This window comes from Ochrobactrum sp. MYb379 (genome assembly GCF_037479515.1).
Lineage (GTDB): Bacteria > Pseudomonadota > Alphaproteobacteria > Rhizobiales > Rhizobiaceae > Brucella.
Genome location: NZ_JBBGYW010000015.1, coordinates 60,075 through 74,919, shown reverse-complemented (window position 1 = coordinate 74,919; position 14,845 = coordinate 60,075). Strand labels below are relative to the sequence as shown.

Here is a 14,845-nt window from a genome sequence, read left to right as displayed (position 1 = left end):
CATTTTCTGATGATGCACTAGATGTAACGCGGAATTTATCGGAGATCAGGAGTCCATTCCTATGAACCTAAGTTCCATTGTATTTCTGTTTAGTGCCTTCTATCCAGCATCCCTCGGAATGCTGATAACAACGATTATTGGTATCTCGACATTACGGAATGAAAGTCCACTCTTATCTTCTGTAATATTTGCGCTTCCGTTTGTGATAACCATTGTAGTTTCACCAATCGTCGCGAAGTTGTTAAAGGGATTTTCAAGAGGTAATATTATAAAAATACAGTATGTAACAAGATCGCTATTGATTGTATCGGTTCTGACAACCCTTTATGTTGTCTTGCAGGACGAAACATACGTGATATTCTCATATGTATTCCTTTTGACGGTCTTGTGTTTTGATCAAGTTTTGACGAGCGATGCTCCTTTAATTGCCAAGGATATATATGCCACGCAGTTTAGCTCGGCAACTGCATTTGGTAATTTTCTTGGCCGCGGTTTCCAGAGTGTAACGCCTGTCGTTGCGGCGTATCTGGTAGCTTCGAACCATGGGATGTTTTGGGTTTCACTCATTACCCTGACTGCCTTTCTCGGTCTGGTCTATCCCTTTGTCGTTGCATTGGTGCAAGATGAGTTTGAAAAACCAGCACAAAAGAAAAGCGATGCTACTAACACGTCAAACGGAGCATTGTACGACAGTGACGCATGGGGAAAGTGGTATGTCGTTTTTAGTGTTTTGGTGAACCTATCGCAAGGATCTGTGGCTTTCGTGTTGATCGCAATTGACCCAAATTATTATGGACCCATATATTCCAGTATCCTTTATGGTGCATTTTTTATTGTTCAAATAGCTGTGCTGACTGGATTTTTGCGTATGGAAACCATTAGCAGGCTCCCCACCGGAGTAACGTGGTTTCTTTTTTTCAATGCGATAGGGCTACTCATTCTTTCCATACTAGGGAACTCATGGGCCATCGCAATCGTAGTGGCTGTTATTGGACTTGCGTACGGTGTCTCCATTCCGCTTCTGTCTGAGGTCATATTAGGTCGTTTACGGGGCCCACATTTTAGACAGTATTTGGCGAATGCAAAAAGTGGTGGAAGGCTCGCGTCTATTTTCGCCTTGTGGGCAGCGGGTTTGGCACTGTCAACGGGCATCTCGTCGAGCCATCTACTTATGATTTCAAGTATATTTCTGGCAGGAAGTGCTGCGATCCTGGCAGTATTAGCTAAAAATCTTCAAAAAGCTGATGACATATCAACGGCAGCAGTGTCAGGCGACAACGCTATTTCCGGTGGTTAATGGCCGGTTGCGTTGGGGGTGCATTCTATCATAAGCATGCAACATGCCAATGAGTTCATGTGGTTAGCCATGGAGGAAATTGGATGTCAAATTGCTATTCACAGATCACTTTGTCCGAACGGTGTCGTCTTTCCGAACTTAAACAGCTTAAAGTCTCTCTCGGCGACATAGCGCGACCAATGGTTCGTCATTGCTCGACGATCTATCGCGAGATCAAGCGCAACAGCTTTCGGGACACGGAGATACCAGACTTTGACGGCTATCACGCCTGATCCCAGTCGATCGGCCGCTTTTACGCCATTGTGCGCGCCACCTTAATCATGACCTGTTTACGCATGAAGTCACAAGAGTTGCGAATGATGAATTTATGGGGTCCATAACGACAGGCTTTATGCGAAACGCTATGCGTAGTGCAGAAACCATGATGCGGGCTTCTTCAAACTAAGGCGGGCATACAACACGCCCGCCAGTGTCCGTTTGAAGTCCAGATCCACTTGTACGGATTATACTCAGATACCCTTGGTGATAGAAGTAGCCCTCGTCTATCTGGCGCAACACCGTCCCCGATGGAAGGTTGATTTGATGACGAAATATAACCGCACCCGGAGCCAGCGGGATCATGGGTGGCTGATCCTGGTGATGATGTTTATGGTGCTTGTGTTTGAGCGCATCAATGGTCAGCACCGTGCCACCAATTAATGCGCCGCCAAACAAAAGGTTTCTGGCTATCGTATTGTTGTCGGTTGATTGAGCTAAGGCACTGTGCAGCGCAGACAGGTTCAAAGCAGCGATGAATGTCAGTATAATCATCAGCCGCCTGTCAAAATCCTCAAAACATAAATTATCAATAGTGGAAACAGGCATTGTCATTGCGGGATATACGATATAATATATCTGGATATACACCAATAGATATACATGAGGACCAATGCCCCTCTATATTCGCGACGATGAAGTTGATGCCCTGGCTATCAAGGTCATGAATATAACCAAAGCACCCAATAAAACGGAAGCTGTGCGTCGTGCGCTGATGCACGAGTTGGCACGTAGCAGCAAAACCGTTCCTCTGAAGGACAGAGTAGACCAAATTACTCTGCGCATAAAAGCCAGAATGGGCCAAAATCAAACAGATTTCGACCCCAAGAAATTTGCTGATGATATGTGGGGCTCGTAATGTTTCTGGATGCATCAGCTATTGTTGCCATTCTGACTGGCGAGGAAGACGGCGGATATTTTCTTGCTAAGATCGAAGCCAGTAAGAAGCCGATTTATGTCTCAGCGCTATCGATTTTTGAAGCTGTCATTACTATCGCGCGCAAAGAATCCGTTTCGCACAATGGCGCAAACTCACCGACGCCGCTTGCCATGATTGAACAATCACAAACCGATGTGACAGAGTTTCTGAGTATCATCGGCGCGAAAGAGCTGCCCATCAACGGATCTCTGCAAAAGGTCGCTATTGCTGCGGCTTCTGAATATGGCCGCTTTGTTGCTCACCCAGCACAGCTTAATTTTGGTGATTGTTTTGCCTATGCCTGTGCCACTGCCAATCATTTGCCGCTCCTCTTTAAAGGCAATGATTTTGTGCACACTGACATTGAGCGCGCCTGAAGCATTCTAAGCATAAGTGATCGAAAAAGAGGTGGCACTAAAATAGTCTTATGCTGTTTAATAACAATCACTTCTTTTTAGTTTCTGTTTATATTCAGTTATACCCCAGACTGTAAGGTCTCTTCGAGCCCCAGCGACGGATACATTGCTGTGATAGCACTGATATCATCCATCAATTCTGTGATAAGCCAGTCACGAACCTGCGCCACAATGGGACGAACAGGCTTGCCCCGCAGACGCACGAGATGACATTTGCGACGCGTTGGTAATAGCCGATTTTGAGCTGGGATTAAAGCGTTTGTCCGAAGCCAATGCGCAACGACATTTAACCAGCCAATCGCCACCCCCTGCCCCAGCAATGCGGCCTGAACAACAATAGCATAGTCAGAGAACAGCATTTCATCGTGAGCTGCCCGACCGCGCGCGGGTAGGAAAAAATCCGGCCAGTTAGGCTGCGCCTCACTCAGATTAATAAGCGTTGTCGCGGGCTGATCCAGAACCGAAGTCGCTTCATCATACTCTCTTTGATAGGTCGGGCTACAAATCGGCACGAGTATTTCGGGCATAACGAAAGTGGCTTCATGATTATCATCACCACCTTCTACAAATCTCATACCGAGATCAACGTCATTCACTGGGCCAGCCAGCGGCCCCATAATTAATTCGAACCGCAGATCAACGCCGGGAAAAGTCTTCTTAAAAGCCGCCATGCGCGGCATCACCCAATGCGTCGTAAACCCGGTTGAAAGCGAGAGCGTAACCGTTTGAACGCCCTGTTTTCGGTCGCTGATTTCTCTTAATGCCTGTTCAATGCCAGCGAAGCCCCGGTCAATCGCATCATGTAGAATCTTACCGTACTCGGTCAGTGTGGCACCGCTCGTCGTGCGAATGAAAAGCTGTACATCCAGATGCTCTTCAAGTCGCCCGATCATACGACTGATAGCGGCTGGCGTCACGTTCAGCTCCTGAGCTGCTTTGGAAAAATTTCCATGCCGTGCTGCTGCCTCCAATGTGAAAAGGCCATTCATCGAAGGAAGAGCGCGTCGCAAAATCGTCATTACATTTTGTAACATCGTCTCAAGCTTTTTTCAATTGCGCCCGTCGCAGTTATTTGTTCTCCTACTAATCAAGAAAGGAGAATATCCTTCATTATCGTCAGGGGAACAAAGCATTTGTAAGCGCTCAGTGCCAAAGCAGTTATGCGCAAAACTAATGTTTAGCTCTTCCATTGAATGCAGCAGATCGACCCTGACCAATATTTGATCAGTCGATAAAATATTTAGTGGAATCAAATGACTGAAACCAAAAAATCGTCAAGTGTTGGAGTTTCCGTCCGTTCCGCGACGAAGACCTATGGAGCTTTCTGCGCACTTGATTCAGTCAGTCTTGATGTTGCGCCCGGTGAATTCGTCTCAATTCTGGGGCCATCCGGTTCCGGTAAAACAACATTTCTTGGCATTCTTGGCGGATTTGTTCAGCCCACATCCGGTTCCATATGGTTGGGTGATCGCGATATTACATTGGAGCCACCGCACAAACGCGACATTGGCATCGTCTTTCAGAACTATGCCCTGTTTCCACACATGAACGTCGCCGACAATATCACATTTCCATTGCGTGCACGCCGGATGCCAAAATCGGAGTGGCCAGAAAAACTGCGCGATGCACTGGCAATGGTTGAACTGACAGGACTTGAAGGCCGCAAGATTGACGAATTGTCAGGTGGCCAACGACAGCGTGTCGCTCTTGCCCGCGCAATGATCTTTGAGCCGCGCCTCATTTTGATGGATGAGCCGCTTTCAGCGCTCGACAAGCAGCTGCGTGAAAACATGCAGATTGAGCTCAAACAGCTGCATCGCAAGCTTGGTGCAACGATTGTTTATGTCACGCATGACCAGCGCGAAGCTCTTACCATGAGTGACCGCGTTGCGATCATGAACAAGGGCAAAATCGTGCAGATCGACACGCCGGAAATGCTGCACGACCGGCCAATAAATTCGTTCGTCGCCAGCTTCATCGGTGAAGCTACGCTTCTACCCGTCACTAGAAATGGTGACAATAGTGTCAGCCTTGCAGGCACGACGCTGCGCTCAGCTTACCCGATTCCGCAAGGCGAAAAACTCTATCTCGCACTCCATTCCGAAAAGCTGACTGTCAACGACCAGCCCGGAAGCGACCATGTAAATCGTCTGCGTGGCACCGTTATTGACGCACTTTATCAGGGCGAAAGCATCCGCGTTTTCATGCAGCTACCCTCTGGCGAAAAATTAAGTTTCCGTCTGCCGACCAATCACGCAGGTCGTGCGCAACTGCGCGCCCCCGGCGAAGAAATCGAAATTGCACTTCACCCGGAAGACACGGTGATTGTGCCACAAACCAACTAACGATCACGCATAAGTATTACGAGGAAAACAGCAATGAAGATCACAGATTTTAAAGTGATGACCTTTGACGTCGTGGGCACTTTGATCGACTTTGAAAGTGGCGTTTTGAATGCAACCCGCAAAGTCGGCGGCGAAAAGGCTGCCAAGCTGAGCGACGATGAAATCTTCGGCCCATACATTCGCGGGCGCGATAAATTTTACGGTCGTTCTTCGTCGGCGATGAAGGATGTTTACCTTCACATGGCAACGGAACTCGGTATCAACAACGATCAGGCTTCCGCAGACTTGTTCCAGTTCGCCATTCTGCATCACCCCGCTTTTGAAGATTCCATTGCAGCACTGAAGCGTCTGCGCAAAAACTTCCGTCTCGTCGCCATGACCAATGCTGACCGCACTACGTTCTCAGCCTATTCGGAAACACTCGAAAACCCATTCCATGACAGCGTGACCTGCGATGAAACCGGATATGCAAAACCAAATCCGAGTTTCTTTGCTTACAACAAAGGCCGTCAATCAGCGTTTGGCTTCAAACCATCAGAAATCCTGCACGTAGCTCAGAGCCAATACCACGATATCGGCATAGCAAAAGAGCTGGGCTACACAACCTGCTGGATCGAGCGCCGTCAGGGACAAACCGGCTTTGGCGGTACGCCGACACCCAAGGGCGTAACAAAGCCTGACTTCCACTTTTCGACATTGAAGCAGCTTGCAGACGCAATTGACGCTGAACTCCTTTCAGCTTCAGTCGCAAACGCAGCATAGATCGGAGCGTCACCCCACCATGACGACACGCCCACCCTTCGATGACATCAAATCCCTATGGCAAGCAACAGCCGTTGAGCGCCCGCAATTTTCAGCGATTGCAGGCGGAAGCCAATATGATGTCGCGATCATCGGAGGTGGCTATACCGGCCTTTCAACAGCACGATACTTGGCACGCAAAGGCCTGTCAGTGATCGTGCTGGAAGCAAGCCGTATCGGATGGGGCGCGAGTGGACGCAATGGTGGCGTCGTCTCTGCTAAATTCCGGCTGGCATATCGCGATATTGCCAGCCGCTTCGGCATCGATGTCGCCCGGCTTATGCACGATATCAGCATTGAAGCGGTAGAACATGTCGGCGAACTGGTCCGCGATTACGCTATCAAAGATGCAAATTATCACGCCACAGGCTCTCTCCGGTGCGCCCATAATCAGGTCTCGCTTGATGCAATCAAAGCGGAATGCGCCTGGCTGAATGAAGCACTCGGCGACACGGCTTGTTCGATACAATCCGCTTCGAAAGTGGCAGAAGAGACGGGGTCAAATGACTTTCTTGGCGGCATGCTCAACACCCACGGCGGCATTATTCATCCACTCAATTTTGTCTTGGGATTGGCATGCGGTGTGCAGGCCGAAGGCATCACAATATTTGAAAATACACCTGTAATAGGCATCAAACGGGAAACAAACGGCGTTATTGTCGAAACACAAAATGCTGCCATTCGTGCAAAGACGGTTGTCATCGCAACCAACTCTTATTCTGATCTGACTAAAGCCACCGCACCTGTGCGAAAGGCAATCATCCCATTCCGCTCGGCAATGATTGCAACGCAACCACTCACTGGCACAGCAGGCGAAAGCCTTCTTAAAAACGGGAGAAGCTATACCGAAACCCGGCGCATGATGCGCTGGTTTCGCAAGTCCGGCGACCGACTTATTTATGGCGGACGCGGCGCGTTTGGCAAAACGGATTCCGAAGCAGCATTTGCCGCCTTGCACAAAGCGATGGTCAAACAGTTTCCTGAACTTCAATCCGTTCAGGTCACACATCGCTGGTCAGGCCTTGTTGCTATGACACTCGATAGTCTTCCCCATGTCGGACGTATCGATGACCGGATTGTCTACGCGCTAGGTTATAACGGAACGGGTGTCGCCATGTCGTCATATATTGGCAAGCATGTGGCTGAGCTTGTGGCTGGCAACAAGGTTGATCTGGGTCTGCTCACGCAACTCCCGCTCAAACAAATCCCTTTTTATGGTCTGCGCGCACCAGCCGTTCGTGTGGTTGCAGGCTGGTATCAGTTTCTCGACGCCATCGGACGTTGAGGGAGATCGAAGCTGTGCGCCGGAGCAGCTGCTTAATCAAGCCGGTAGACAAGAATGGACCCGGAAGGTCCACACAGAGGAGAACGAACATGCGCATACCAACTCTCGCAGTCCTCCTGTCCTCAGTGGCTTTTGTCACTGGTATCAGTCAAGCATCTGCTGAACAGATCACCTTTGTTTCACAAGGCGGCGCCTATCAGGAAGCACAGACCAAAGCTATTCTGGATCCAGTTGCGGAAAAGCTTGGCATCACGATCAATCAGGATAGTTCACCAGATGCATGGCCTGTGATCAAAACGCAGACTGAAACCGGAAAACCGGTTTGGGATGTTATTGATACGCCAGCAAAAGACTGCATTCGCGGCGGCGAGCAAGGCATGATCGAAAAGCTCGATTTCTCCAAGCTGCCGAACGTCAAGGACATGCCAGCTGAATATAAGTCGCCATATTCGGTCGCTTATGAATTTTATTCCAGCGTACTTGCTTATAATAAAGACAAGTTTGGCGATAATGCACCAAAGACATGGGTAGACTTCTGGGACGTTAAGAAATTCCCCGGCACCCGCGCCTTGCGCAATCACCCGCTGGCAACACTTGAAGCCGCTCTGATTGCAGATGGCGTTCCAATGGATAAGCTTTACCCGCTTGATGTCGATCGCGCTTTTAAAAAGCTTGAGGAAATAAAGCCGTTTGTTACCGTCTGGTGGACGTCCGGCGCACAATCGGCGCAGCTTCTGGCCGATGGCGAAGTGGATATGACAATGGCGTGGAACGGTCGCGTTTCCGCTGTGGTGAAAGAAGGTCTGCCGATTGGTTACACCTTCAATCAGGGTTTCCTGCAATATACGTCGCTTTGCATTCTGAAAGGCGCTCCCAATCTTGAAACTGGCGTGAAGTTCATCAACGCAGCGCTGGACCCTGAAATTCAGGCGAACTTCCCAGCCTATATCGATTATGGCCCGGCAAACCCTGCTGCTTATAAGACAGGTAAGATCTCACCTGAACGCGCAACCGAAATGCCAAGTTCACCAGATAATGCAGCCAAACAGGTTCTCGTTTCCGATGAATGGTGGAGTTCGCCAGCAGGTGAAGAAGCTCAGAAGCGTTGGGCTGAATTTATCCAGAAATAACATCAGCAAGCGCGCATGCAGTTCTGGTGTGCGCGTTTTTCGCAGTTGAGCGATACAGCATGTCACGGTGATCTTAATGAGCAGTCTGGCCCTAAATCCGAGTGAACTCTACCGACGCAAAGAAATGCGGCTGATGCTGTTTCTTCTGGCGCCCGCATTGGCAGTCGTCACCGCTCTGCTGATTGTGCCGCTTGGCTGGCTTGCCTGGCAATCCATCTGGCAAGATGGTGGCTTTACCGCTGTTCACTATCAGCGTTTTCTGACCGACAACGTCTATTGGATGACATTTCTGCAAACCTTCAAGATTGCATTTATCGTCACAATAGCGGCCCTTTTGCTTGGCTATCCGATTGCTTATCTCGCTGCAACCGTCCCGCATAAATGGAGCATCGTCATTCTGGCGATGGTCATCCTACCGTTCTGGACCAGCGTGCTCGTGCGTGCTTATGCATGGCTGATCCTGTTGCAACGAACAGGGCTGGTCAACTCGGCACTCAAATCAATGGGCTTGATCGATGCGCCGCTACCATTGGTGAATAATGAGTTCGGTACTGTTATCGCTACAATCCATATTCTGTTGCCGTTCATGGTGTTACCGCTTTACGCAACCATGCAGAAAATCCCGCGTGAGCTTTCAATGGCAGGATCAAGCCTCGGCGGCACACCGTTTTATGTTTTCACGCGTGTTTTTCTGCCTCTATCCCTGCCGGGAATGATTGCGGGCATGGTGCTGGTGTTCGTGCTTACACTGGGTTTTTACATCACACCGGAACTGCTTGGCGGCGGGCGGACCTATATGGTTTCCATGCTCGTTTCGCGCAACATCGAGGTCTATCACGAGTGGGGGGCTGCATCATCAATCAGTGTTGTTCTGCTGATTTGTGTGTTCATGATCTTCCGTTTGACCAGCATGGTGATCCCGTTTGAACGCATTATGGGGACGAAGTAAGATCATGTCAGTTTCCCGCGCAATCCTCATCACTGTCGTATCGCTCATCCTGATCTGGCTGATCATTCCGATCCTCATCATCGTACCGATGTCTTTTTCCGGCGCACGTTTTTTGACGTTTCCTCCGCCAAGCTGGTCATTCCGCTGGTATGAAGCTTATCTGGCCAGCAGTGCATGGATGCAGGCAACCAAAGTTAGCCTGATTGTTGCAATAGCGAGTGCGATTCTTTCCACGATCATCGGCACTGCCGCCGCTTACGCGCTCAATCTGACATCCTCCCGGCTTGTCCGCAGCATGCAGGTGGTCTTGTTACTGCCGCTTGTTGTGCCCATCGTTATCACTGCTGTCGGCGTGTTCTTTGTCTTTGCGAAGGTCGGATTGCTGGCAACACTTTCAGGCCTCATCCTCGCCAATGTGATGCTCGGCCTTCCTTATGTAGTCACGTCAGTTTTGGTCGGCTTGCGCAAATTCGATCCAACACAGGAGATGGTTGCACGTAGCCTCGGTATGAACCGTTTTCGGGCCTTCTTTGCGGTCACGTTGCCACAAATCAAACCGAGCGTTATCTCTGGTCTTTTGTTCGCATTCATTTCCGCAATTGATGAGACAGTAGTGTCGCTGTTTATTTCCGGTGGACAATATCAGACACTGACAAAGCGCATGTTCACAGCACTTCGTGACGAAATTGATCCAACCATTGCGTCGATCAGTTCTCTCCTGACCGCCGTGTCCTTTATCGTCGTCATGCTCGCGGCCCTGAGTAGCGGTCGACAGCGTAAGGAGCATGCCGCCGCATGATTGCCGATCATCTCATACTTGGCGGCGGTTCGGCGGGTTGCGTTCTGGCTGCTCGTCTGTCGGAAGATCCCAATCGCCGCGTGATACTTGTTGAGGCAGGCCGCGACATCAGCGCATCCGACATGCCCGATGCCATTCGCAGCCGTTATCCAGGGCGAGCCTATCTTGACACAAACAATATCTGGGCGAAACTAAAAGCCCGTATGGGTGGCTTTGGTCATAATGGCGATAAGCGAGCCTCACGCCGCTATGAACAGGCAAAAATTCTCGGCGGTGGTTCAGCCATCAATGCGTTGATGGCCAATCGCGGTGCACCCACCGATTATGACGAATGGGAGACGCTCGGCGCGCAAGGGTGGAAATGGGAAAACTGTCTTCCCTATTTTCGTGAAATTGAAGCAGATCGAGATTTTTCTGGGCCTCTGCATGGGCTTGATGGACCGATTTCGATCCGTCGTATCGACAATAAAAGCATATCGCCATTCGTTGATCGGGTGATGCACACAATAGATAAAAATGGCTGGCCGATTGGTGAGGATCAGAATGGCCAATGGCGCGATGGGACCTATCGCGGGGCTATCGCCGTCAGTGATAAGGGGCAGCGGCTGCCCACTTCTGTCGCCTATCTCACCGACGAGGTTCGCAAGCGCCCCAATCTTAAAATCATGACCGGCTTTACAGCCGTAAAGATCACGTTTGACGGAAAAAAAGCTACCGGCGCTATTATCAGAAGCAATACCCAAAACACTGATGATATTAAACTTTACGCGCATGAAGTCATCGTTTCGTCAGGTGCAATACATTCACCAGCGCTGTTGATGCGCTCTGGTATCGGCCCCGGTCAGCACCTTCAAAGCCTTGAAATTCCTGTTATCCATGCCCTTGCAGGCCTAGGCCAAAATCTGATGGAGCATCCTTCCATCGCGGTCGCAGCTTATTTGCCACCAGCGGCACGCAACCGGGATGCACTTGAACACCATGAGCAAGCGATCTGGCGCTACTCATCTGACCTCCCCGGCGCGCCATCCGGTGATATGCATGCTGCAATTCTTGCACGCTCTGGCTGGCATTCGGTCGGCAATCGTATCGGCAGTTTGTTCTTCTGGGTCAACAAATCCTATTCGCGTGGAGCCGTTTCGCTCTCATCACCTGATGAATACGCAGAACCAGATGTCGATTTCCGTATGTTGAGCGATGAACGCGATCTGACGCGTTTGAAGGATGCTGTCCGAAAAGGCGCCACAGTCTTATCTGATCAAAATATGCGCGAGTTTGCTGGTACGGTTTTCCCCTCAAGCTATACGCCTCGGGTGGCAAAAGTTGCCACGCCCGGAACATGGAATGCATTTCAACGTGGCACTCTCTCAGCCATGCTTGATGCGGCAGGGCCGTTACGAACAGCACTCATTCATACTGCTATTACATCCGGTGTGAGTATTAAATCGCTCTTGGAAGATGATTCAGAACTCACCAGCTTTGTGCGTCAGCATGTTGGCGGTACATGGCACCCTTCAGGCACATGCCGCATGGGCACGGCAGATGATTCACTTTCCGTCACCAACGCGAGCGGCAAAGTTCACGGCATTGATGGACTTCGTGTTTGTGATGCGTCCCTCATGCCTGCAATACCTTGTGCCAACACAAACATGCCCACCATCATGATCGCTGAGAAAATAGCCGACATGATAAAAAGTAAAATTCATTAATGGAAAATTTTAGAGGTCGACTGAGCTAAGCTTCTTACAAACAAAGCCAGTCAAAACCAAACCCATTATTTGATAACCAGTCGGAGTTTCGCGTATCTCGCTCCCGACCGAATCCGTTGGTTGTTCCTATATCGTGTGCGGGTTGATACGATGTGAGACAGTGACCATACATATAAATACGGCTAATTCGCATACATTCTCTGCTTACGCGTTACAGAGATATCGGTTGAATGCACATAAATATGCGCATATAATTATAGCTCAAAGGAGCACGTCTTATGCCACAACCGGAACCTGCCCGGACATTCAAGCGCGCAACCAATCTTTCAATCGATAGTGAGCTTCTTTCCGAAGCGCGCCGACATAAGATAAATATTTCACGTGCAGCCGAAAGTGGAATTGCACAGGCACTCGCTGCTGCGAAGTCATTACTTTGGAAAGAAGATAATCGTTCAGCGATACAAAGTTCTAATGCTTACGTCGAAGCAAATGGCTTACCTCTTGAACGCTATCGTCAATTCTAATGGCGAGATATGACGTTTACGCAAATCCGGGTGGCGGCTATGTGCTCGACGTACAGGCTGATCTACTAGATGAACTGAAAACACGTATTGTCGTCCCCCTCATTATTGAAGAGATGGCGCCCATCCCGGCGAAACGGCTCAATCCGAGCTTCGAGATTGAGGGAGACGAGCATGTGTTGGTTACACAGTTTATGTCCGCAATTCCGGTGTCCATATTAAAGAACCCAGTCACAAACCTTTCTGTTTCACATGACGAGATCGTATCCGCGCTCGATATGGCGTTTCACGGATTTTGAACTCTATTGTTTAGTTACTCAACTGGGTGAAAACATTGATGACCAGTCAAGATTCCTGGTGCTGATCAAGACTACAAATAACCGAGCTTCGTTGTCTTAAACGCGAATATGCAACTTCACTGAAGATCAAATTCTGTGTGACCCTGAATGGCCGTCTAAAAAGTCATTGGCCATAGACCTCGGTCGGTATCTGTTCGTCATTATTACTTATCGATGACGATTTCGACCCGGTCTTTTTGGTTCGATTTAATAGTAATTCACGGTAATACTAACGAGTGTAAATGTGACATTTCAGGCACATCTTTAGGATAAAGATTTGAGATGTCTTTCAGTTTCAAACAAGCAAAGAAGCGATCTTACCCGTCGAAGCCCCTGTTTTGACAAGAAAAAGATGAGTAATTTAGACATATTTTATCTGTCAGCCTGGAATTCTTCTAAATCACTGCGATTGCGCGATATTTTTTAAACCTTTAAGGCGTGAGCAGGGTTCTGTCTGTTCGCAGATGCCCAAAGTATCTTATCCGGAGTGCGCTTAAGAATGACTTCCCGATTGTGGGATCTGACAGAACTCTATGAAAGTGAGCAGATTAATCTGCGAGCTTTTGTGCGCCGTATTGTCGGAAACACCGCCACAGCCGAAGATGTCGTTCAACAAGCGTTCCTGAACCTGCTCTCGAGATATGACGATACAGAGAAGGCGCCCGGGCCAGCTTATTTAAAACGAACAGCGCGTAATCTGGCACTTAATCATTTGCGCAATACCCGGCGTAGGTCAGATGTCGAGATTGCTGTCGATGAGCCAGAGCACCTCGCCGATACCAGTCCATCCCCCGAAATGACTGTGCTTTACCGCAGTGAGCTGCATCGTCTTTTACACTCGATTGCGCAGCTTCCGCCCCGCAGGCGCGAAGCCTTTATTCTCAACCGGATCGAAGGCTTGAGCTACGATGAAGTCGCCGAGCGTATGGGCATTTCCCGAAATACGGTTATAACCCAGATCGTGTCAGCCTTAGCTGAACTCGACAGACAGCTTTCGGAATAGTTATCAGCGGAAACATCAGGACGCGCATGAAGGAGTTTGAAACCGATCCGGTTTACATGAAAGCGCTGGAATGGTTTGTCCTTTTGCAGGATAAAACCGTCAACGCGGATGATCGGCATGCGTTTTCAGTCTGGATCGCGTCTGATCCCGCGCATCGATTGGCCTATGAGCGCGCACAAAAACTGTGGCAACGCTTTGATACTGTTAAACCTGAGTATGATCGCCTTCGCCATCCGAAACGCGTTGATCGGCGTGGCGTTGTGCTGGGCGGCCTCGCAGCACTTGTTCTCCTTCCCGGTGCTTTTATCATGTCGCGCCGTGGCTTGTTTGCGACCTATCGAACAGATGTTGGTGAACGCCAAAGTTTCAAACTTGCCGATGGAAGCACAGTCGAACTCGGCAGCTATTCCGCTTTGTCGGTCGATTTTGCGGATGATCGCCGTAATCTCGTGCTTCATGAAGGACAGGCATTCTTTCAGGTCGCCTCTGACCACTCGCGTGCCTTTGTGGTCAGTGCGGGTGGCGGCACTATAACCGCGCTCGGAACTGCTTTTGACGTCAAACTGACAGATCAGGCAGTGACTGTGTCTGTTCTCGAGCATGCTGTTTCAGTAGCTTTCGGCCAGATTGACCCGCTGCGGCTAAATGAGGGCTGGCAAATGACTTATGGGGCTGAGGAAGCACCCCTTCCTCAGCGCGCCGATCGGCAGATAGTGGAAGCGTGGCGCAACGACAGGGTTATCTTTGAAGATGTTCCGCTTGAGCGGGTACTCAAAGAGCTTGAACGCTATCGTCGGGGCAGTATCTTCCTCACTGACACAGAAATCGGCAATATACCTGTAACGGCTATTTTCGATACGCGTGACGCTGAAGCGGCGCTTACAACCATCGCTGAAACCCTGCCTATCAGGGTTCTGAACGCCGCCGGCTGGGTCACGGTGATTACGCGGCGATAATAAGCGAAAAAAATCAAAATTTTTACAATTGCGATCATTAGATCGCCTTTCCGAGGTGTCTGGTT

17 protein-coding genes are annotated in these 14,845 nt (G+C 49.6%); 15 read left to right on the top strand and 2 right to left on the bottom strand.

Annotation, left to right across the window (positions count from 1 at the left end):
- Window positions 1-61 precede the first annotated feature (61 nt).
- Both WH356_RS20020 and WH356_RS20015 read left to right on the top strand, forming a co-directional pair.
- The gene (locus WH356_RS20020) at window positions 62-1,297 is read left to right on the top strand and encodes a hypothetical protein (protein WP_339513968.1); all 1,236 of its coding nucleotides are present in this window, start codon (window positions 62-64) and stop codon (window positions 1,295-1,297) included.
- 83 nt (window positions 1,298-1,380) lie between these two features.
- Complete coding sequence (locus WH356_RS20015) at window positions 1,381-1,569, top strand: helix-turn-helix domain-containing protein (protein ID WP_339513966.1); 189 nt, start codon at window positions 1,381-1,383, stop codon at window positions 1,567-1,569.
- A 169-nt stretch (window positions 1,570-1,738) separates the two neighbouring features.
- On the opposite strand, the gene WH356_RS20010 is transcribed toward WH356_RS20015, so the two are convergent.
- Window positions 1,739-2,161, bottom strand: coding sequence for a hypothetical protein (locus WH356_RS20010; RefSeq protein WP_339513964.1), 423 nt, complete (start codon window positions 2,159-2,161; stop codon window positions 1,739-1,741).
- Between the two features lie 64 nt (window positions 2,162-2,225).
- Here WH356_RS20010 and WH356_RS20005 point away from each other — a divergent pair, with 64 nt between their 5' ends.
- Window positions 2,226-2,471, top strand: a complete 246-nt coding sequence (locus WH356_RS20005) for a type II toxin-antitoxin system VapB family antitoxin (protein ID WP_339513962.1) — start codon at window positions 2,226-2,228, stop codon at window positions 2,469-2,471.
- Window positions 2,471-2,908 carry a type II toxin-antitoxin system VapC family toxin gene (locus WH356_RS20000; RefSeq protein WP_339513960.1) on the top strand — a complete coding sequence of 146 codons (438 nt, stop codon included), beginning with the start codon at window positions 2,471-2,473 and terminating at the stop codon, window positions 2,906-2,908. The genes WH356_RS20005 and WH356_RS20000 overlap by 1 nt, the downstream gene beginning before the upstream one ends.
- Window positions 2,909-3,006: 98 nt before the next feature.
- On the opposite strand, the gene WH356_RS19995 is transcribed toward WH356_RS20000, so the two are convergent.
- A complete protein-coding gene (locus tag WH356_RS19995; RefSeq protein WP_339513958.1) occupies window positions 3,007-3,966 on the bottom strand; it encodes a LysR family transcriptional regulator in 960 nt (319 codons plus the stop codon).
- A 234-nt stretch (window positions 3,967-4,200) separates the two neighbouring features.
- Between WH356_RS19995 and WH356_RS19990 the strand changes: the two genes are divergently transcribed.
- The 11 genes from WH356_RS19990 to WH356_RS19940 all read left to right on the top strand — a co-directional run bounded on the left by WH356_RS19990 (window position 4,201) and on the right by WH356_RS19940 (window position 14,780).
- On the top strand, window positions 4,201-5,292 hold the full coding sequence (locus WH356_RS19990) for an ABC transporter ATP-binding protein (protein WP_339513956.1): 1,092 nt from the start codon (window positions 4,201-4,203) through the stop codon (window positions 5,290-5,292).
- A 33-nt stretch (window positions 5,293-5,325) separates the two neighbouring features.
- On the top strand, window positions 5,326-6,054 hold the full coding sequence (locus WH356_RS19985; protein WP_339513954.1) for an HAD-IA family hydrolase: 729 nt from the start codon (window positions 5,326-5,328) through the stop codon (window positions 6,052-6,054).
- 19 nt (window positions 6,055-6,073) lie between these two features.
- Window positions 6,074-7,378 (top strand): NAD(P)/FAD-dependent oxidoreductase, encoded by a 1,305-nt coding sequence (locus WH356_RS19980; protein ID WP_339513952.1) that lies wholly within the window; start codon window positions 6,074-6,076, stop codon window positions 7,376-7,378.
- Window positions 7,379-7,467: 89 nt separating this feature from the next.
- Complete coding sequence (locus WH356_RS19975) at window positions 7,468-8,508, top strand: ABC transporter substrate-binding protein (protein WP_339513950.1); 1,041 nt, start codon at window positions 7,468-7,470, stop codon at window positions 8,506-8,508.
- 76 nt (window positions 8,509-8,584) lie between these two features.
- Window positions 8,585-9,457 carry an ABC transporter permease gene (locus WH356_RS19970; RefSeq protein ID WP_339513948.1) on the top strand — a complete coding sequence of 291 codons (873 nt, stop codon included), beginning with the start codon at window positions 8,585-8,587 and terminating at the stop codon, window positions 9,455-9,457.
- Window positions 9,458-9,461: 4 nt separating this feature from the next.
- Window positions 9,462-10,256 (top strand): ABC transporter permease, encoded by a 795-nt coding sequence (locus WH356_RS19965; protein ID WP_339513946.1) that lies wholly within the window; start codon window positions 9,462-9,464, stop codon window positions 10,254-10,256.
- Window positions 10,253-11,962, top strand: coding sequence for a GMC family oxidoreductase (locus WH356_RS19960; protein WP_339513944.1), 1,710 nt, complete (start codon window positions 10,253-10,255; stop codon window positions 11,960-11,962). The genes WH356_RS19965 and WH356_RS19960 overlap by 4 nt, the downstream gene beginning before the upstream one ends.
- A 278-nt stretch (window positions 11,963-12,240) precedes the next feature.
- Window positions 12,241-12,486: a type II toxin-antitoxin system CcdA family antitoxin gene (locus tag WH356_RS19955; protein ID WP_310014295.1), complete on the top strand. Its 246-nt coding sequence runs from the start codon at window positions 12,241-12,243 to the stop codon at window positions 12,484-12,486.
- Complete coding sequence (locus WH356_RS19950; protein WP_339513942.1) at window positions 12,486-12,782, top strand: CcdB family protein; 297 nt, start codon at window positions 12,486-12,488, stop codon at window positions 12,780-12,782. The genes WH356_RS19955 and WH356_RS19950 overlap by 1 nt, the downstream gene beginning before the upstream one ends.
- Before the next feature lie 538 nt (window positions 12,783-13,320).
- A complete protein-coding gene (locus WH356_RS19945; protein ID WP_339513940.1) occupies window positions 13,321-13,824 on the top strand; it encodes an RNA polymerase sigma factor in 504 nt (167 codons plus the stop codon).
- 26 nt (window positions 13,825-13,850) lie between these two features.
- A complete protein-coding gene (locus WH356_RS19940; protein WP_339513938.1) occupies window positions 13,851-14,780 on the top strand; it encodes a FecR family protein in 930 nt (309 codons plus the stop codon).
- Window positions 14,781-14,845 lie beyond the last annotated feature (65 nt).